Raw genomic sequence first — 17,587 nt, forward strand, 5'->3', positions numbered from 1 at the left:
TGACTATTTAGACGTCTGGGCTATCCCTTTGCGTTCTGTTTATCGAGCGACTCCCGGGCCAGTTTCGACAACAACTCCACGCCATAGGGAATGACCTTGTCATTGAAATCGTATTGAGGGTTGTGCAAACCATAGGGGTGATCGTCATCACCGGAGCCCACATGGATATAGGCCCCGGGGCATACCGCCAGCATATAGGCGAAATCCTCGCCGCCCATGCTGGGCTTGTAGTCCCGTTCCAGCGCCCGCTCACCAAAGCACTGCGTAATGACGTCTTTGGCGGTTTGCGTGGCGCCGGCCTCGTTGAAGGTGACATCGAACTTATCCTCGATCGACAGCTCGATTTTCGCACCGTAATAGTGCTCCAGGCTTTCGCAGAGCCGCTTCAGCCCTGAGCGAACGGTCTCGCGCGCCTCGTCGCTCAGCGCACGGATCGTGCCGCAAAGCTGCGCCGTGTTGGGTATGACCGCGAAGCCGCTCAAGTCGCCGCTGTGAATCGCACAAATGCTCAGCACCGCGGGGCTCAGCGGATCGACCTCGCGGGAAACGATGGTGTGCGCCTTGTGGATCAACTCCGCCGCGATGCGGATCGGGTCGACACAGCCATGCGGATTGAGTCCACCATGCCCACCCTTGCCATGAATGGTGATGTCGACTCGGTCACCGCCCGCCATGATCGGCCCGGCAATCAAGCCGAACCTGCCGACCGGCAACGCTGGCCAATTATGCAGCCCGTAAATCTCCCGAATCGAAAACCTGTCGAACAGGCCATCGTCGACCATGGCTTTTCCGCCACCAACGCCCTCTTCCGCGGGCTGGAAAACGCAATAGACGCTTCCGGAGAAATCGTTGTTGGCCTGCAGGTGCTCGACGGCCCCTAACAGCATCGTGGTATGCCCATCGTGGCCGCAGGCGTGCATACAGCCGCTATTGGTGGAAGCGTATTCGACACCACTCTTCTCTTCGAGGGGCAAGGCATCCATATCGGCGCGTAACCCTACGCTGGCATCACTTTGTGCGCCTGTGCCGACTATCTTGGCGACGATGCCGGTCTTGCCCAGGCCACTGACGTATTCGACTCCGAGGGAATCCAGATATTCACGCACTTTCCGGGAGGTTTCATGCTCTTCAAAGCCGAGCTCGGGACTTTGATGAACGTCCCTTCTGAATCTGACGAGTTTATCTAGCTCATCTGTTTTCATGTTCATATGACTAACTCGCAATAAATCATGCACGGCTTGAAAAACCTGCCGTTCGAGCAGGTAAACCCTTAAAAAAGCTAGGAGACGCCCCCCGAAAAGTAAAGACACTTCTCAAGACATCGTCAGGACATGAATGCTGACTTTGATGGTCGAACGAGTTTGAGATGTGACCATGCTGGCAAAATCAAGATAACGGTATAAAAATGAGCGCATCAGATGGGTCGTCGGTTTTCCATTGCGCCCGGAATGATCGACAATCGTGGCTCGCCTACTAACGCGCCCTGCGAGGTATCGTGACCGACACTATTGGCATGACAGAACGGACGCGAGCCATTCGGCACGCATCACGGGGCTTACTGGAACGGGTACCGACATGAATGCACTCTGCGACGTTACCGCCTCGACGTTGATCCTGGTCGATCTACAAACCCGGCTCATGCCGGCGATCCACGATGGACAGGCCGTGGCCAGCCGCGCCGCGATTCTCGCCAGGGCCGCGAAGCTGCTCGATGTCCCTATCGTCGCAACCGAGCAGAGCCCCGCCAGCCTCGGTCACACGGTCAGTCAACTCCAGGAGCTTTGCGATACCACCATTGCGAAAAGCCATTTCGATGCCAGCACCGAAGCGGCGTTTATCGATAGCCTGGCCCCTCAGCGAGACGAATTGATCGTCGCCGGCTGCGAGGCGCATGTCTGCGTCATGCAGACCGTGCTCGGCTTGCTCGAGCGCGACTACCGCGTGTGGCTGGTCACCGATGCCATTGGCTCACGACATCCACATGATTTGAAGGCCGCCATCGACCGCGCCGGTGCCACCGGTGCAAGGCTGGTAACCACGGAAATGGTCATCTTCGAATGGATGCGCGATAGCCATCACCCTGCGTTCAAGTCCCTTCTTGAACTGGTGAAATAATCCCTTATAGCTTCCCTGCCCAAAACTCGGAGCCAGCCTTCCATCATCGTCTCACTCCAATACCTTTCGTATTATTTATCGAATATCGATAAATATTTATTCTTTACCGATAATTTTTATTCGTCTAGGCTAGATTTTGCCACCAAACATAACAATCTCACTTTCGATGCAATCGAGGATTCCATGAAAACAACACCATCCATGGTCCAACGCATGGCTCTCGCCCTTTCCCCCGCTCGGCACTGGTTGCTGGCAGCCTCATTGGCTATCGGTTGCGCAAGCAGTCTTACGCCCTCGACCGCCGGAGCCGCCGAGCAGACGCTGACCGTGGGAAGTACACCGAGCGGCATCCCTTTTACTTTTCTGGATGTCGAAACCAATGAAATAACCGGCGCCATGGTCGATCTCATCAAGGCCGTCGGCGAAGATGCCGGTTACGATATCGCCATCCAGCAGTCGCAGTTCAGTTCGTTGATCCCATCATTGCGCACCGGCAAGATCGATGTGATTTCCGCGGCCATGTTGAAGACACCCGAGCGCGCGGAAGTGGTGGATTTCAGTCACGATATTTTCCCTTACGCCGAAGGACTGGTCGTCCAGGGTGACAACGGGACCCACTACACGACCCTCGACGATCTCGCCGGCGAGGTCATCGGCGCTCAGGTAGGCACGACCTACATCGAGCATCTCAATAGTCTGGGCATTTTTGCCGAAGTACGCAGCTACAACACGCTGGCCGACATGATGCATGACATCTCGCTCGGGCGGATAACCGCCGGCATCGGCGACGAACCCATCATCGCCTACCAATTCAGCCAGGATCGCTTTCCCGAGTTGAAACTCGCCGAGGATTACCAGCCGGAAATGGTTGGCCAGGTCGGATTCGCGGTGAAAAAGGGCAACAGCGAACTACTCGCCGATCTGAACGCCTCGCTCACACGCCTCAAGGAGCAGGGTAAGGTCGATGCCATCTTCACCGAGTGGGGCTTGAAATAGCCACTTCCTGAAATATCCCACGAAGTAAGCCTCTTGTATCCGCCAGCCTCCGGGTCATGCCCGATGGCTGGCGGGCACTCCCAAGCCTTGCCCATTTGCAGGCATAGTCATGCGTGCAGGAGACCCTGATGATACTCGCAGATGTCTTCTCGTTTCTGCCGATACTGCTCAAGGCAGCGATCGTTACCATAGAAGTGACCGTCGGCTCGCTTCTTCTCAGCACACTACTTGGCTTAGTGCTGGCGATCATGAAAGTCTCGCCAACCCAGCTGTTGTCAGTGCCGGCCAGTGTTTTTATCAATGTGATCCGCGGCCTGCCGATTATCGTACAACTCTTTTATATCTACTTCGTGCTGCCGGGCATGGGGATCCAGCTCACCGCTTTCCAGGCCGGCATCATTGGACTGGGTATCGCTTACAGCGCCTATCAGGCAGAGAACTTCCGCGCCGGTATCCAGGCTATCGACCCCGGCCAGATCGAAGCCGCGAAATCCATCGGCATGAAAGGCCCTCTGATCATGCGCCGGGTCATCCTGCCGCAGGCCATACGCATCACGCTGCCGCCCTATGGCAACACCACGGTGATGATGCTCAAGGACTCCTCGCTGGTATCGACGATCACCGTCGCGGAGATGACGCGCGCCGGCCAACTGCTGGCCGCATCCACCTTCGAGAACATGACGGTCTATACCCTGGTGGCACTGCTCTACCTGGCACTCAGCTTGCCGTTGATCTTCGGCGTCAACCGCCTGGAAAAACACTTTGGCCAAGGCAACAGGAGGCGCGACAAATGATCGCCATCAACAACATCCACAAGAGCTTCGGCGATGTCGCGGTGCTACGCGGTGTCAGCCTCGATGTCGCCAGCGGCGAGGTGGTTTGCCTGATCGGCCCCTCGGGCTCGGGAAAGTCGACGGTACTGCGCTGTATCAATGGCCTGGAAACCTATGACCACGGTGACATTCTGATCAACGATGCGCGGGTCGACACCCAACAGGCGGATATCCATGCCCTACGCACCCGAGTCGGTATGGTATTCCAGCGCTTCAACCTGTTTCCTCATCGCAGCGTCATCGAGAACGTCATGGAAGGCCCGGTCTACGTCAAACACGAGCCCCGCCAACAAGCCAGGGCGATGGCCGAAGAATTGCTCGACAAGGTCGGCCTCAACGACAAGTACGACGCTTATCCCAATCAGCTTTCCGGCGGCCAGCAACAGCGTGTCGCCATCGCTCGAGCCTTGGCCATGCGCCCCGACGCCATGCTGTTCGACGAGCCCACCTCGGCGCTGGACCCCGAGCTGGTTGGCGACGTGCTCACGGTGATGCGCACCCTCGCCGAGGAAGGCATGACCATGGTGGTCGTCACCCACGAGATGAGCTTCGCCCGCGAGGTCGCCGATCGCGTGTGCTTCCTGCACGGCGGCACGATCGTCGAGGAAGGCCCGGCCAAGCAGGTTCTCAGCCAGCCACACCACGAGCGCACCCAGGACTTCCTGCGCCGCGTCCTCAACCATTAGCCGTGTCTTCCAACTACCGAGAGAAGCACTCATGAATGCGAAGCTAGAGCCCACGCCGATGCCCGCTTCCCTATGGGCCGCCAGCGCCGTTGCTGGCCGAGAGTATCCCGTCCTGCGTGGCGCGCAGCGGACTCGAGTCGCCATCGTCGGTGGTGGCTTTACCGGGCTTAGTGCCGCGTTGCATCTGGCTGAGCGAGGTGTCGAGGTCACGCTGCTCGAAGCCCAGAGCATCGGCTGGGGCGCCTCGGGACGTAACGGTGGGCAAGTCATCCCCGGCCTGAAGCACGACCCTGACACGTTGATCAAACGTTATGGTCGGGAGCGTGGCCAGGCACTCATCGACACCACGGGACGCAACGCCGACGTCGTTTTCGAGCTGATCGAGCGGCTGGGCATCGAGTGCGACGCCACTCGCCATGGCTGGATTCAACCGGCGCTCGATGGCGCTTCCTTGCGTGTCACGCAAGGCCGTGCCCGCCAATGGCAGGAGCACGGCGTCCCGGTCACCTTGTTGGATCGCCAAGAGGTCAGCGAACAGCTGGGCAGCAGCGCCTATATCGGCGGTTGGATCGATCCGCGTGCCGGTGGCCTCAACCCGCTAAGCTACTGCCGTGGGCTTGCCAAGGCGGCCGACCATGCCGGCGCGCGCCTGTGCGAATATTCCCCGGTAGAGCAACTTCAGCGCCAACCGGACGGCTGGAAGCTCAAGCTAGCGACCGGTGGGGAAGTCATCGCCGATCAGGTGCTTGTGTGTACCAATGGCTATTCCGGCGATCTATGGCCCAGGCTGCGCCAATCGGTCATCGCCGCCAACAGCTTCCAGATCGCCACTCGACCGCTCAGCGACGCCGAAGGCGCCAGTGTCATACCCGGCAACCAGGTCGTCTCCGACGCCCGCAAGTTGCTTCTCTACTACCGCCGCGACTCACAGGGCCGCTTACTGATGGGAGGACGCGGCCCCTTCCACGATCCGCAAGGGCCAAACGATTTCACGCACTTGCGCCGCGCCATCGCTCAAGTCTATCCGGCATTAGCCGACGTCGATATCGAGTACCGCTGGCACGGTCGCGTGGCATTGACACGCGATGCCATGCCGCATGTGCATCAACCGGCACCGGGGCTAACCATCGCGCTGGGTTACAACGGTCGCGGCGTTGGCATGGCAACGCATCTGGGCAAGCTGCTGGGTGAACGACTTGGTAGCGAAGATAACGATTGGCAACTGCCCTTCAGCCTGTCGCCCATTCGGCCGATTCCCCTGCATTTTCTGCAAAAAGTCTACGTCGGCACGGTGGTGAATTACTATCGCCTGCGCGATCGGCTGCACATTTAAGCCAGGGTGCGCGCCGCCTTGGTCACTGCGCGCGCGCACTCGATCAACGGCGGCCCTAGCTTGGCCATGGCATCGTCCAGCGTCCAGCGGCTGCTGGGCGCCGTCACATGGATGGCCGCCACCGCCCGTCCCTGGCTATTGAGTACCGGCGCACCAATATTGATATCGCCGAGGTAATACTCCTCGTCGTTATAGGAAAGCCCGGTGCGTTTGAAGTCTTCGATCAACGATACCAGTGCCGCAGAGTCGGTCAGGGTACGTGGCGTGTGGGCCTTCAGGTCCGAGCATTCGAAATAGCGTTCGAGCTCCTCCAACGGCAGCACCGATAAATACGCCCGCCCCGCCGCCGTGCAGTACATGGGTACTCGGCTACCTATCGGCATATGGATGGGAATATAACGGCGGCTGGGAAAGCGAGCCACGTAGACCATTTCCAAGCCACACGGCTCGGTGAGTGAAACCGACTCCTCGCAATGGTTGCTAAGCTCCGACAGCAGCGGGTTGGCGCAATCGATCAGCAAGTTTGATTCCAGATAGCTATAGCCCAGCGACAATGAATGGATGGCGATTCGATACTTGCGGTTCACCGGGTTCTTGTAAAGGTATCCCAGTTTTTCAAGCGTATACGTGATCCGCTGAGCCGAGCCCATGTTCCAGCCCGCCAGACGCGAAATCTCGGAAAGACTCAATTCGCTACGCGAAGCATTGAACAATCCCAGTACCGTAAAACCCTTTTCGATGGACTGGTTATACAGCGACGACTTGCTATCTTGCTTGTTCGGCTCGCTCATTCTGATCCATTTCGTCTCGGCATAATCGTAGCCACTGACTATACCATGGGGTCCTCATGGGTACTCCCGACGGCTCTCTCTCAGGAGGTTAGCCACTGCAGGGAGAGCCAACGGGCCAGCTCTGCCGCGCGAGACACGAGGCATTGCAACGATCGTGCAACTGAGTGGGAGTGCTAGGCCGGCCAGGATGAATGCAAACCTTTTCGAGCCGAATCAATCATCGGCAAGCGCCAGCCCGGCGGCCTTCAATTCACTGGCGAAGCGATGCGCAACACGATTGACCTGCACGGGGTCCACGGCCGGCATCATTCTTCGCAACTCCGCAAACAGGCTCTCCGCCGTGGTATGGCGTTTCGAGTAAATCAGCAAGAGCAAATACTGCTCGATCTGGCTATCTTCGTAGATTACGTTTTCTAGACCGCGCGTTTGTCGGCCACGGTTGACACGTTGACGGCTCATTGGTCATTCCCTGCTGCATAGTTTCTAGTTATAGGGCGTCTGCCGTTTGGCAGCGCCAAAGCCTGATTCTACCGTCCATGCTTCCATAGCACAGCACTTGGCGCAGCAAATGACGGCTGCAACGCGCAATTTTCGCACCAAAGGTGACTGAAACGGCAAGGTTTATGCCGTACACCTGCTAGCGGCGGATGCGATAAGACACTTGATTGAGCCTACAAGAGGCAGCCCCGCTTAGAACGAGTTCAGGCGCGAACAGCCGTTATCGAGACATGCCAAGCCGAATATGAGTTATATGTTGCTCAGAAAATAGTTTCCATGTTTGTTTTGAGCACCTTACTACTCATATTTGTGAACGACTGCTAAGATATGAGCATTTTACTGCTCAATGAGTGCCAGCATGCAGCTTACCATTCAGGTCTATCATCAACACCAGTGGCAAGATGCCGCGACGCTAGAAATCCCGAACCCAGACAAGGGTACTCACGGGCCCGCCAGATTGGGTTACCAGCAGGATTATGCTCTTGGATGGATGTTCAGGGATGACGAGCATGCGTGCAGCCTGACGCTACCCGTCGAGTTAATGACGAAACACCATGGCGAACGTTGGTTCGGCTTTATCGATGACATCATGCCCGCTGGCGCCAGCCGCCGCTACTGGGTCAATCAGCTTGGTCTTCAGAATTTGTCAGCCTCTCGACAAGATGCCGAACTTCTTCGACAGGGCACCATCGCGCCGGTCGGCAACCTGCGCATTCGTGAGTCTTTGCCAACACCATCCGTAGGTTCAGGACTCCGCGAGCGGCGCTTCCCTATGAGTGACGTCGTCGAGCGGAATACTGACTTTCTGGAATACGCCCAGCAAATGGGCGCGGCGAGCGGCGGGGCGACAGGAGCCGGTGGCGAGGCCCCAAAATTGCTTGTGCGTCGCACACCAGAAGACCATGTATGGATCGACACCTGGCAGGACGACCCCACTAATCCAGACGACCATTTCCTGGTTAAATTCCCTCGTGGGCAACGCAGACTAGACGACTGCGACATTCTGCGCGCTGAGTATCATTATTACCGAGAGCTGAATGATCTCGGTATCGACACCATCTCCACTCGCGGCCTTGAGCTGATCGAAGGAGAACACTACCCCTCTTTATGGTTGCCACGATTCGATGTCGAGATGCGCGCCGGTGGCCTGTGCCGGTTCGGTCTCGAATCGGTTTATGCCCTGCTCAATGCCCCGCCAGGGGCGCACCTGAAACACCTTGAAGTAATACGTCATCTGGCTTCGTTGCTGAGCCACCAGCATCGCGTTGTCGAGTTGGGCGAGGCATTCGATCTCGAGCGTTTCGTGATTGAATGGGTCAAACGCGATTTGCTTAATGTCGCTTTCGGCAACTCCGATAATCACGGCCGTAATGCAGCATTGTTGAAGCGTCCAGAAGGGATTTGGCATGCGCCGATCTATGACTTTGCCCCGATGAAAGCTGACCCCGAGGGCATCACTCGCACCACCCAATGGGGTATCCCGCTGGAACAAGGCGGTGAATTCGACTGGCTTGATATCGCCGAAGCATTAGGTGACCTGGCGCCGCCCGACAAAATCATAAGCGAACTGAAGATGCTGGGCCAGCAACTATACGGCCTGCATGAGAGACTCATCGAGCGAGGCGCCCCAACGCGGCTTCTCGCCAAGCCAGTCCTCGGCCTGACAGCCCTGGACGCCAAACTCGAGCGTTGGGGGCTACTATGAAGCCGAGAACACTCACCGCCGACGAACGCGAGACCGCGCTAATGGCGCTGTTGCGTCAACTGATTCAAGGCAACCTGACCGAGGGGCAATTGCTACGCACCCTGCGCCGCGAGGTGCTGAGTCTATCTCAAGGAGACTATGCCGATCTGGTTGGTATCAGCCGCCGCACGCTTTCGGATATCGAACGCGATACCGGCAACGCCTCCTTGGCTACCATGAATCGTGTCTTCCGACCGCTGGGCCTGAGGGTCGGCGTGCTACCCCGCCAACCAGCCCTACTTGGCCGCTTGTTGGCGGAGGATGGAAAACAAATTGAACCCACTAAGAAAGGAAATTGACGAATACCGACCTGCTCTGATTCTTTCATCGATATGGAGTTATACGTTGCCCACCCTACCCTAACGGGCCAACTAGCCCCAATACGCTAACCACGATCAGCACGATGCCCAACGCACGAAAGAACACCTGGCTATCCGCCGAGAGCATGTAGCGGTGAACGCGCTCGCCGATCAAATGACCCACCAAGGCGCACGGTAGCAGCCACAGATGATGAATCAGCTGTAGATCCACCCCCGCGATGAGAAACGACACCATCTTGATACACACCAGGATGAACCACAGCGCAAACAGCGTATCGCGCAGTTGATATTTGGCCACATGAGAAGCAAACACCGTCACGATCAACGGCGCCCCGATCAGCGAGGTGCCGCTAACGTAGCCACCGAGCGCCAGCAGCACCGCGTCCAGGTACTTGTTCTTGCTGTGAAACGGCCTGTTCAGGGCATAGCCGATCGCGTAGACGAGAACGATCACGAAGATGATCGTCGTCATGATATTTGCCGGCAGGGTGAGCAGCCCCACCACCCCGATCAGCTTGGGGACGATCATGATCTTCAGCGCCTTGAGCAGGTAGCGCCAATCGATGTTGCTCTTGCTCCGGTACTCATCGCCACCGGCTGCCTTGGCCTTGAGGTGGCCCTGCCAGGCAATCCAACTTGAGAAGATCAACAGATGAACGGCGATCAAAGGCAGGAACACCAAGGGTTCGTTCAGGACCAGCAAGAGGAAAGGCAGCGCGAGCACCGCGCCGCCAAAGCCGAGGCTGGTCCTGACGAAGCCGCTCCAGGCGAAGATCAAGCCTATCAATACATACTCGTACCAGAACAGGTCAGCCATGAGCTCGATAGTTTCCGTAATAGAGGGTTACGACGTTGCGTACTACAGACAGGCTGACAAGAATAATCGCTGCCGACGTGCCCAAGGAACCGTGGTTATTCAAATAATTCTAATCTCTTGACGTCATGCTTAGTGATGGCTAAAATCCTCCCAAAATGGGAGAATGGAATGCGGGTCATTGCCAAGCGTACACTGAGAGAGTTCTGGGAGCTGGGCTACGACGATGCAATCACCCCTCTCACTGAGTGGCATAGCATGATGTGCAAAGCGTCATGGGCAACGCCGCAGGCGCTGAAAGCCGAGATAGGCACAGCCAGCATCCTCAAGGGTGGACGCGCCGTGTTCAACATCGCAGGCAACAAGTATCGAGTCATCGTGTCGATTCGATATACCCAGCAAATCGCCTGGGTACGCTTCGTCGGCACTCACGCCCAATATGACCAAGTTGATGCGGAGACCATATGAATATTCGGCCTATCCATAACGACACTGATCTTGATCGGGCTTTCGCGCGCATGGAAGAACTCTGGGCTGCAGAGGACGGCTCTCCCGAGGCCGACGAAATGGAAGTACTATCAATCCTGATCGAGCGCTACGAAGACGAGCATTACCCAATTGGTCCGTCTGATCCTATCGAGGCTATCAAATTTCGAATGGAGCAGCAGGGGCTTACTCAGCGTGACCTCGAAGCCTATATCGGTTCGAGCGGGCGCGTTTCAGAAGTGCTTAGCCGCAAGCGCAAGCTCAGCTTGCGAATGATCAAGCGGCTGCACGATGGGCTAAAGATTCCGTATGACAGTCTTATGAGCCAAGCTGCGGCATAGCTATCCCGGCCTGCTAGATTCAATAACCAAAAAGAGCGGCGGACTATATATTCGCCGCTCTTTTGCCTTCCTTCTTCACTCAGAATTTTCCCTATCGGGCTTTTTTAAGACGTAAAGCGCCGTAACCGCATGATTATCCCAATCGGGAAAAATCCATTATTTGTAGTCTCGAAGCATGCTATATTTCCCTACAGGGAAAATTTAGAGATTTTATAGTGAAAGAGCACGAAGAGCCGGGAGCTACTCGAATCAGCGATGCGAAGGTAATCGGCCAGTTGATTCGTGAAACACGTAAAAGCCAGGGCCTGACACTGGAAACCCTGGCCGGCCTGTGTGGCCTCAGCATACGTTTCCTCAGCGAACTGGAAAACGGCCGCGAGACCTGCAGTTTCGTGCGCATCATGCAGGTGCTCGATACCTTGGGTATCGAACTCGTTGCCCTCCCTCCCGAGGGAGACGCAAGGTGAGTCGACTCGAAACGCTTAACGTATGGCATGGCACCCGCCTGGTGGGCACTCTCTGGCAAGGTGGTGATGAACGACTGATGGGCTTCGAGTATGACGACGCCTGGATAGCGACAGGATCCGCCATTTCCAACAGCCTTCCACTCGACAGGAAACATTGGCCCCCCGAGGACCAACGGGCGCATCGCTGGTTCGGTAACCTGCTTCCCGAGGAGCAAGCCCGGGCCGCGCTGATCAAACGGTTGGGTATCGTGGACGACGACTTTTCCCTGCTCGAAGCGATTGGTGGCGACTGTGCCGGTGCTCTGGTCATTCTTCCGCAGGGGCAGTTACCCGCTCAAGAAGGTGAGTACCAGCCGCTGCCACAAGATAAGCTGACCCAATGGGCTGCGTTTCGCGAGCGATACGCGCTGATGGCCGGCGACGACCCGTCGACACGCCCACGCCTTTCGCTGGCGGGGGCGCAAGACAAGATTCCAGTACTGGTCAAGTCCGGCGAACTGTACCTGCCACACGGGGCCGCTGCGTCATCCCATATCTTGAAGTTCGCCGTGGAAGGCCGGGAAGCCGTCATTCTCAACGAGTTATATTTGAACACGCTAGCCAACCTCGCCGGCCTGCCTTGCGCGCGCACCGAGATGCGCTACGCCGGTCGCCATGCCTATCTCCTCGTCGAGCGCTATGATCGAAGCGGCATTGATACCGCGAAACTACAGCGGCTTCATCAAGAAGATCTATGCCAGGCCATGGGGCTTGCTCGTACCCACAAGTACCAAATACCGAATGGCCCGACCTTCGCACAGTGCGTACAAATGGTAAGGCAAGCCTGCCGACCGGCAGCGAAATCCGTCCTGCAACTGCTGCTATGGCAGATATTCAATGTACTGGTCGGCAATAGCGATGGGCATGCCAAGAACTTGTCCTTGCTACAAGACGACAAAGGCAACTGGCAAATGACTCCGGCTTACGATCTCGTGGGTACCGTCGTGCTGGGCTATCATCCGGGTCTCGCCTTTTCGATTGGCGGGCAATTCAATTCGCAGCAGTTATTGCCTCGCGATTGGCAAGCATTCGCCGATGAATGCGGGTTCAGCTACCCCTTCGTCAAACGCCAAATCGCGCGACTGGCCGCCAGACTAGCCGAGCTCATCGACTCACGATGCCTACAACAGGCACTCACCGACGCCGGACTGAGCGAACGGGGCTGGAGACGGCTGCAACAACAGCGTCAGTATATCGACCGGCAGTGCCGAAGAGCAGCGCGCTGGTAATGGTCTTCAAGTCTATTCTTAAGCACCCCAAGAAGGTAGCCTATGCACCCAGCCGGGCGCAGAGCCAGGCGCGTTAAGAGCCAACGAACAGAGACGATGCAAAACGCGACACAGCACAACCAGCCGCCTCTGGCCGCCATTGCCATTCGCCAGGTGGAGAAAAACACCGGCGCTTCGCGCATTGCCGTTCACCAAATGGCCCTACTAACCGAAGTAGGATACCGAGTGGTCGTGCTAGCTGAAAAAGGCAACAACCAGTTGATCGAAGCCCAGGGCGCAACGCTAGCTCGAATGCCGAGATGGCCCTTCAAGGGCGCCTTTCGGCGCTTCTGGTTCAACCGCCGCGTTCAAGCTTGGTGCAAGCGCCACCACCCTGATTTGCTAGTTAGCCATGGCGATGCAGAAAGCAGTGATGTCATTTACATGCATAATTGTGTGCATCTCGCCAGCCAGCGCATTCATGGCCGAGAACTGCCACGAAAGCATGAAGTCGCCGCCATACACGATCATGTGCTGAGCCAAGGCCGATTCAAGCGCGTAGCGGTGAACTCGCAAATGATGGCTGATGACTTCAAGACCCGTTATGGCATCAGCGAAGACAAGCTGGAAATCAGCTACCCCGGCTACGACCCCGAGCAGTTCAACCCCGCTAACGCCCGCCATGATCGCCAAGCGATGCGGGACTCATTGGGCGTCGGCGAAGGCGAGTACCTGATAGGCCTGGTCACCTCCGGCAACTTCAAAAAGCGCAACGTCGCGGCATTTCTCGAGATAGCGGCGCTACTCGACGCGCGCTTGCCGAAACGCTGCCGTTTTCTAATCGTCGGTAAGGATGACGTCTCGCCCTACCAGCGCCAAGCCGAAACACTCGGCATTGGCGAGCGTTTTATTTGGCGTACGACCGTGCCCGATGTCGAACGGCTATACGGTGCTCTCGATATCTTTGTATTACCCGCCCATATCGAAGAATTCGGCTGCGTTGTGCTTGAAGCGATGGCATGCGCAACCCCCGTTGTGGTTTCAGTCTGGACAGGCGCTTCCGAGCTGATTCGAGACCCCTTCCCGCACCTGGTACTGGACGCCGACAACGACGCCTGGGTCGCGCGAATCGAAGCACTGCTAGTGAAAGACCGCGAAGCACTGGGCAACCAACTCGCGGATCTGGCATCCGGCTACTCGCACCGGCACCAGTACGAAAAGCTCAAGGCCTCGTTCCGCTCATTGCACGTCGATTAAGTCACGGACCACAAAAACATGCTTTACCTGAACGACAGCCTGCTGATTGGCCGAGGTACCGAACGCTATTGCTACCGTCACCCGCAGAATCCCGAACTCTGCGTAAAGGTGACCCACAACCTAGAGAACAACAAACAGCAGAATGCCAGGGAGCATGACTATTTCAAGAAGCTGGAAAGAAGGCGCATCGACTGGTCGCACCTTCCCCGCTGCCATGGCTGGGTAACGACCGACAAGGGCGAAGGATTGGTGTTCGATCTGATTCAGGATGACAACCAACAACCGCTCAAGAGCCTGAAACAGCATGTGGAAAGCGGTGCGCTCGATTTAAAGACGCTGGCCCCTTCGCTGCGCAACCTGCATGACTACCTGTTACGCAATCGGATTTTTACCAGCGATTTGCGCGAGAGCAATATCGTTTGCGATAGCAGTGGCCCATGCCCGCCGCATCTTTATATCATCGACGGTATCGGCGACCGAGATTTTATCAAGCTGGCAGCGCACTGCCCGCCGCTGGGGCGGTTAAAAGTCAATCGACAGTGGGCGAAGTTCATGAAGCGTATGAAAGGTCACAAGTGATAGGCTATTCTAGAAAACGCTCGACCACCTTCTTAGGCAAAAAGTCCTGCAACCAGGCATCGTTTACGCTGGGTTTGGGTCCAGTCAGTGCTTGCTGGATTTTTTCGGCAAGGCCTTCATCAGAATGTACCGCAATCGCGCTTTCGAGCTCTCCCTTGAGCACTTCACGGATGCCTCCCGGGCAGTCGACCGAAACCACCGGCGTGCCACAGGCCAGAGCTTCCGTGAGTACGATCCCCATTCCCTCGACACGCGAACTCAGCACGAAAAGCCGGGCATGATGCATCCATGGGTACGGGTTGTCTCGATGACCGACGAAGCGCACCTTTTCGGCAACGCCCAACTCAGCCGCCTGCTGCTCTAGTGACTCACGAAGTGGCCCGTCACCCACGATCACCAACGGCTCTCGTGGGCTGGCCGCCGCGTAGGCACGCAATAGCAAGGCATGGTCCTTCTGTGGTACCAGGCGGGCCACATTGACGATATACGGCTCGCCTGGTAGCTCCGGCTCGGTTTCCTGCATACGCTGGCGAATCCGTGTTACCGGGCACGGGTTGACGATCACCGACAATGAAGCCGGCTCAAATCCCCAGCGCGCTTGCCCTTCTCGCACCGTCTCGGCCACGCCCTGGGAAACGGCGACAAGGTGCTTGCCCGGGTACAGGCATTTCGCAAACAGCTTGTGTTCCCAGGAACGGTGCTTGGTAGGCAAGGTATTCTCGAGGACGAAGCGCGCCCTGTCGTCGCGATAACTCCAGACCATCTCGAAGGTGCCCACGCCACGAAAGACAATACGATCCAGGCGCCCATACTGGCGTTCAAAACGCCACAGCCAGGCTCGTAGCAAATAACCGCCCAGCCACCCGGTCCAGACGAAATGCGAACGACGCACCAGCGGGTTCAGCAGCAAACGCGACAACAGCTCGAACACCAACCCAATGCCGCTCAACCGCTGCCACCATCGCAACGGGAACACGTGCACCTTGACGCCGGGATGCTCTGGAGCCAGCCCTTGCTCGCGCTTGCGATACACCATCAGATGGCTCTCGTGCCCCGCTTCGGCGAAGGCATCGGCCAGGTTGACCGCGACCCGCTCCATACCGCCCATTTTCAGGCTTCTCACCACTACCAAGGTGCGCAAATCGGCTTTCCCGTCGCGGCTATGCCGCCTTTGCTCATTGAGTGCCGGTCAATCACCAACCGATAAAAATTAGGCTCGCTCTGAAAGCGATCCCATTCATCTTATGCTGCCGAGGCACGGCTGTCTTGCTCCAACGTCCAGCGCCAGTAATGCGTCACCAACCCACCGAGCACGAGATTGTGCACATAAACACCCGTCCAGAACGAATTGTACGACTCGAATTGGTTAACGATAGCCCAGTAAACAAAGAAACCGGTCGCGAACAGTGCCATGTCACCCGGTAATACACCGCCTCGCCAGGCCAGCCAGGTGGCACGGCCAACCCAAATAGCCAAGGCTCCAATTACGGCTAGGCCTAGTAAGCCGTAGGCTACCCAGATTTCCAGGAAGAAGTTATGTAAATGGCCGAAGTCTCTCTTGACCTGAGCGGGTAACCACTCAGTCTGGTCGATAGCCAGGCTACGTCCCTTGGCCCCCCAGCCCACGATGGGCCTCTCGGCTATCCACTGTGTCGCCGCATACCAGGTTTGAATACGAACACCCGCACCGGTATTGGGCATTTCGGTAAATTGCCCCTGCAAGACCTTCTCGATAATGGGCTGTTGCATCTCCAGACGCCGGCCTACGGTATCGTGAAACAGACCGCTAACGGCCACTACCATAACGGCCAGCAGCGCCCCTCCCATCAGCATGCGACGGCGCACCCGGGCTACGCCATGCCTGCGAAGCGCAAAACGCATCCAAATCACCGCCACCAACGGCAAGGCGATGGCCAAGGCCAGCCAGATTGCGCGGGTCTGCGTAACGAGCAAACCCGCGATACAAAACGCCAAGGCCAGCAGCCATATCGCTAACCGCCAAACGACCAGTCGATCAGCGCTGGAATACACACAGCGATATACGAAGGCCACCAATCCCAGCAAACCAGTCGCGAAAAACATCGCTGCGTGCTGAGCATTGCGGATGCCAAAATCGACTCGGTAGCCTTGGAACCCAAGCTGCCATTCAGCCAGCCCACCACCTTGCACGAACAAGGCCACAAAAAAAGCCAGCAGCCCCAGCGACCAGACAACTAGCGTGTTGCGTGTGCTACCACCCAACCACCACGCCACGGCAATGAAGATGAATAGCTTGGCCAGGCGATCGACCTGTGGGTTATCCGCGACCCACTGTGGGTGATGAAAGTAACCTAGCGTCCAGGTCAAAACCTGCACGGCAATTATTGCCCATAACAACCACAACGCGGCGCTTTTGCGCAGGCCACCGCCCCAGACCAGCAACGACACGAGCCCCAACAACGCCATGACGGTCTCCGCCGGGCTACCCACGGCAGGCCACAGCACGAGAAACGCCGCATATACCAACAAGCTACCACTACCCGCCCACCACAATATCTTCGGGCAATTCCAGGCGGTAGCCGGTTGCCACATTTTCCAGTCACTCACTCGCATTTGACGTTGTCTCGAAGCCTAACCCGTAAAGCGCGCTACCTTAGCAGATTCAATGCGGCGATTCCGCTTATTCCGGTACACCAGTTGTCACGAAATGCAGTGGGTAGATCGCTTACGCGGCATATAACGAAAGAACCCTCGACATCATGAACTGACCCCCAATAGTTGGACGGTTCATTTAGCCGGCGCTCAAGGCCTGAGTCCTGTACTGTACGGGGCTCAGGCCTTTTAGCTTCACCTTGATGCGTTCGTGGTTGTAGTAATGGATGTACTGGTCGAGGCCCTGCTGCAACTGCCCAATGGTGTCGAATCGGTGCAAATGGAAGTACTCGGCCTTCAGGGTGCCGAAGAAACTCTCCATCGCGGCATTGTCCAGGCAGTTGCCCTTGCGTGACATGCTCTGGGTCAGCGCCTGTCCTGCCAACAGGGCACGATAGGCGGGATGCTGGTAATGCCATCCCTGATCAGAATGCAGCAGTGGCCGGTCC

The 17,587-nt window shown here is 57.2% G+C and carries 20 protein-coding genes; 13 read left to right on the plus strand and 7 right to left on the minus strand.

Annotation, left to right across the window (positions count from 1 at the left end; all coding sequences use genetic code 11):
* Positions 1 to 20 precede the first annotated feature (20 nt).
* On the minus strand, positions 21 to 1,208 hold the full coding sequence (locus BLR92_RS04475; protein WP_089725862.1) for an amidohydrolase: 1,188 nt from the start codon (positions 1,206 to 1,208) through the stop codon (positions 21 to 23).
* A gap of 367 nt (positions 1,209 to 1,575) precedes the next feature.
* Here BLR92_RS04475 and BLR92_RS04480 point away from each other — a divergent pair, with 367 nt between their 5' ends.
* The 5 genes from BLR92_RS04480 (at position 1,576) to BLR92_RS04500 (ending at position 5,963) form a co-directional block, all read left to right on the plus strand.
* Positions 1,576 to 2,115 (plus strand): isochorismatase family protein, encoded by a 540-nt coding sequence (locus tag BLR92_RS04480; RefSeq protein ID WP_089725865.1) that lies wholly within the window; start codon positions 1,576 to 1,578, stop codon positions 2,113 to 2,115.
* A 183-nt stretch (positions 2,116 to 2,298) separates the two neighbouring features.
* Positions 2,299 to 3,111: an ABC transporter substrate-binding protein gene (locus tag BLR92_RS04485; RefSeq protein ID WP_217636523.1), complete on the plus strand. Its 813-nt coding sequence runs from the start codon at positions 2,299 to 2,301 to the stop codon at positions 3,109 to 3,111.
* Between the two features lie 128 nt (positions 3,112 to 3,239).
* Positions 3,240 to 3,905, plus strand: coding sequence for an amino acid ABC transporter permease (locus BLR92_RS04490; protein WP_089725867.1), 666 nt, complete (start codon positions 3,240 to 3,242; stop codon positions 3,903 to 3,905).
* Positions 3,902 to 4,630: an amino acid ABC transporter ATP-binding protein gene (locus BLR92_RS04495; protein ID WP_089725869.1), complete on the plus strand. Its 729-nt coding sequence runs from the start codon at positions 3,902 to 3,904 to the stop codon at positions 4,628 to 4,630. Before BLR92_RS04490 ends, BLR92_RS04495 begins: the two co-directional genes overlap by 4 nt.
* A gap of 31 nt (positions 4,631 to 4,661) precedes the next feature.
* The gene (locus BLR92_RS04500; protein WP_089725871.1) at positions 4,662 to 5,963 is read left to right on the plus strand and encodes an NAD(P)/FAD-dependent oxidoreductase; all 1,302 of its coding nucleotides are present in this window, start codon (positions 4,662 to 4,664) and stop codon (positions 5,961 to 5,963) included.
* On the opposite strand, the gene BLR92_RS04505 is transcribed toward BLR92_RS04500, so the two are convergent.
* Both BLR92_RS04505 and BLR92_RS04510 read right to left on the minus strand, forming a co-directional pair.
* Complete coding sequence (locus BLR92_RS04505; protein WP_089725873.1) at positions 5,960 to 6,754, minus strand: IclR family transcriptional regulator; 795 nt, start codon at positions 6,752 to 6,754, stop codon at positions 5,960 to 5,962. The two genes, BLR92_RS04500 and BLR92_RS04505, sit on opposite strands and share 4 nt — an antisense overlap.
* 213 nt (positions 6,755 to 6,967) lie before the next feature.
* Positions 6,968 to 7,213, minus strand: coding sequence for a hypothetical protein (locus BLR92_RS04510; protein WP_089725875.1), 246 nt, complete (start codon positions 7,211 to 7,213; stop codon positions 6,968 to 6,970).
* 397 nt (positions 7,214 to 7,610) lie between these two features.
* Here BLR92_RS04510 and BLR92_RS04515 point away from each other — a divergent pair, with 397 nt between their 5' ends.
* Both BLR92_RS04515 and BLR92_RS04520 read left to right on the plus strand, forming a co-directional pair.
* Positions 7,611 to 8,957, plus strand: a complete 1,347-nt coding sequence (locus BLR92_RS04515) for a type II toxin-antitoxin system HipA family toxin (protein WP_089725877.1) — start codon at positions 7,611 to 7,613, stop codon at positions 8,955 to 8,957.
* The gene (locus BLR92_RS04520; RefSeq protein WP_089725879.1) at positions 8,954 to 9,295 is read left to right on the plus strand and encodes a helix-turn-helix transcriptional regulator; all 342 of its coding nucleotides are present in this window, start codon (positions 8,954 to 8,956) and stop codon (positions 9,293 to 9,295) included. The genes BLR92_RS04515 and BLR92_RS04520 overlap by 4 nt, the downstream gene beginning before the upstream one ends.
* Positions 9,296 to 9,350: 55 nt before the next feature.
* Here the strand turns inward: BLR92_RS04520 and BLR92_RS04525 are convergent, their stop codons facing one another.
* Entirely contained in the window at positions 9,351 to 10,133 is a 783-nt protein-coding gene (locus BLR92_RS04525) for a TSUP family transporter (protein ID WP_089725881.1), read from the minus strand.
* Positions 10,134 to 10,301: 168 nt separating this feature from the next.
* Between BLR92_RS04525 and BLR92_RS04530 the strand changes: the two genes are divergently transcribed.
* The 6 genes from BLR92_RS04530 (at position 10,302) to BLR92_RS04555 (ending at position 14,507) form a co-directional block, all read left to right on the plus strand.
* Positions 10,302 to 10,598: a type II toxin-antitoxin system HigB family toxin gene (locus tag BLR92_RS04530; protein WP_089725883.1), complete on the plus strand. Its 297-nt coding sequence runs from the start codon at positions 10,302 to 10,304 to the stop codon at positions 10,596 to 10,598.
* Entirely contained in the window at positions 10,595 to 10,957 is a 363-nt protein-coding gene (locus BLR92_RS04535) for a helix-turn-helix domain-containing protein (protein ID WP_089725885.1), read from the plus strand. Before BLR92_RS04530 ends, BLR92_RS04535 begins: the two co-directional genes overlap by 4 nt.
* Before the next feature lie 215 nt (positions 10,958 to 11,172).
* A complete protein-coding gene (locus BLR92_RS04540; protein WP_089725887.1) occupies positions 11,173 to 11,424 on the plus strand; it encodes a helix-turn-helix domain-containing protein in 252 nt (83 codons plus the stop codon).
* Positions 11,421 to 12,692 carry a type II toxin-antitoxin system HipA family toxin gene (locus BLR92_RS04545; RefSeq protein WP_175488711.1) on the plus strand — a complete coding sequence of 424 codons (1,272 nt, stop codon included), beginning with the start codon at positions 11,421 to 11,423 and terminating at the stop codon, positions 12,690 to 12,692. Before BLR92_RS04540 ends, BLR92_RS04545 begins: the two co-directional genes overlap by 4 nt.
* Positions 12,693 to 12,734: 42 nt before the next feature.
* Positions 12,735 to 13,928, plus strand: coding sequence for a glycosyltransferase family 4 protein (locus tag BLR92_RS04550; RefSeq protein WP_245704006.1), 1,194 nt, complete (start codon positions 12,735 to 12,737; stop codon positions 13,926 to 13,928).
* 18 nt (positions 13,929 to 13,946) lie between these two features.
* Entirely contained in the window at positions 13,947 to 14,507 is a 561-nt protein-coding gene (locus BLR92_RS04555) for a YrbL family protein (RefSeq protein WP_089725892.1), read from the plus strand.
* Positions 14,508 to 14,511: 4 nt separating this feature from the next.
* Here BLR92_RS04555 and BLR92_RS04560 read toward each other — a convergent pair whose 3' ends face one another.
* The 3 genes from BLR92_RS04560 to BLR92_RS04570 form a co-directional block, all read right to left on the minus strand.
* Positions 14,512 to 15,648 (minus strand): glycosyltransferase, encoded by a 1,137-nt coding sequence (locus BLR92_RS04560; RefSeq protein ID WP_245704008.1) that lies wholly within the window; start codon positions 15,646 to 15,648, stop codon positions 14,512 to 14,514.
* Between the two features lie 101 nt (positions 15,649 to 15,749).
* Positions 15,750 to 16,952, minus strand: coding sequence for an O-antigen ligase family protein (locus BLR92_RS04565; protein ID WP_245704011.1), 1,203 nt, complete (start codon positions 16,950 to 16,952; stop codon positions 15,750 to 15,752).
* Positions 16,953 to 17,277: 325 nt separating this feature from the next.
* The coding region (locus BLR92_RS04570) for an IS3 family transposase (protein WP_139171568.1) at positions 17,278 to 17,587 on the minus strand (310 nt) is incomplete at its 5' end.

Source organism: Modicisalibacter muralis (assembly GCF_900102945.1).
Classification (GTDB): Bacteria; Pseudomonadota; Gammaproteobacteria; order Pseudomonadales; family Halomonadaceae; genus Modicisalibacter; species Modicisalibacter muralis.

Excerpts from the sequence above, each read along its gene's own strand:
- BLR92_RS04555 (WP_089725892.1), top strand. The coding sequence starts at position 13,947 with ATGCTTTACCTGAACGACAGCCTGCTGATTGGCCGAGGTACCGAACGC.
- BLR92_RS04505 (WP_089725873.1), bottom strand. The coding sequence starts at position 6,754 with ATGAGCGAGCCGAACAAGCAAGATAGCAAGTCGTCGCTGTATAACCAG.
- BLR92_RS04550 (WP_245704006.1), top strand. The coding sequence starts at position 12,735 with ATGCACCCAGCCGGGCGCAGAGCCAGGCGCGTTAAGAGCCAACGAACA.
- BLR92_RS04490 (WP_089725867.1), top strand. The coding sequence starts at position 3,240 with ATGATACTCGCAGATGTCTTCTCGTTTCTGCCGATACTGCTCAAGGCA.
- BLR92_RS04510 (WP_089725875.1), bottom strand. The coding sequence starts at position 7,213 with ATGAGCCGTCAACGTGTCAACCGTGGCCGACAAACGCGCGGTCTAGAA.
- BLR92_RS04535 (WP_089725885.1), top strand. The coding sequence starts at position 10,595 with ATGAATATTCGGCCTATCCATAACGACACTGATCTTGATCGGGCTTTC.
- BLR92_RS04500 (WP_089725871.1), top strand. The coding sequence starts at position 4,662 with ATGAATGCGAAGCTAGAGCCCACGCCGATGCCCGCTTCCCTATGGGCC.
- BLR92_RS04515 (WP_089725877.1), top strand. The coding sequence starts at position 7,611 with ATGCAGCTTACCATTCAGGTCTATCATCAACACCAGTGGCAAGATGCC.
- BLR92_RS04530 (WP_089725883.1), top strand. The coding sequence starts at position 10,302 with ATGCGGGTCATTGCCAAGCGTACACTGAGAGAGTTCTGGGAGCTGGGC.
- BLR92_RS04525 (WP_089725881.1), bottom strand. The coding sequence starts at position 10,133 with ATGGCTGACCTGTTCTGGTACGAGTATGTATTGATAGGCTTGATCTTC.
- BLR92_RS04485 (WP_217636523.1), top strand. The coding sequence starts at position 2,299 with ATGAAAACAACACCATCCATGGTCCAACGCATGGCTCTCGCCCTTTCC.
- BLR92_RS04565 (WP_245704011.1), bottom strand. The coding sequence starts at position 16,952 with ATGGCGTTGTTGGGGCTCGTGTCGTTGCTGGTCTGGGGCGGTGGCCTG.
- BLR92_RS04475 (WP_089725862.1), bottom strand. The coding sequence starts at position 1,208 with ATGAACATGAAAACAGATGAGCTAGATAAACTCGTCAGATTCAGAAGG.
- BLR92_RS04480 (WP_089725865.1), top strand. The coding sequence starts at position 1,576 with ATGAATGCACTCTGCGACGTTACCGCCTCGACGTTGATCCTGGTCGAT.
- BLR92_RS04520 (WP_089725879.1), top strand. The coding sequence starts at position 8,954 with ATGAAGCCGAGAACACTCACCGCCGACGAACGCGAGACCGCGCTAATG.
- BLR92_RS04495 (WP_089725869.1), top strand. The coding sequence starts at position 3,902 with ATGATCGCCATCAACAACATCCACAAGAGCTTCGGCGATGTCGCGGTG.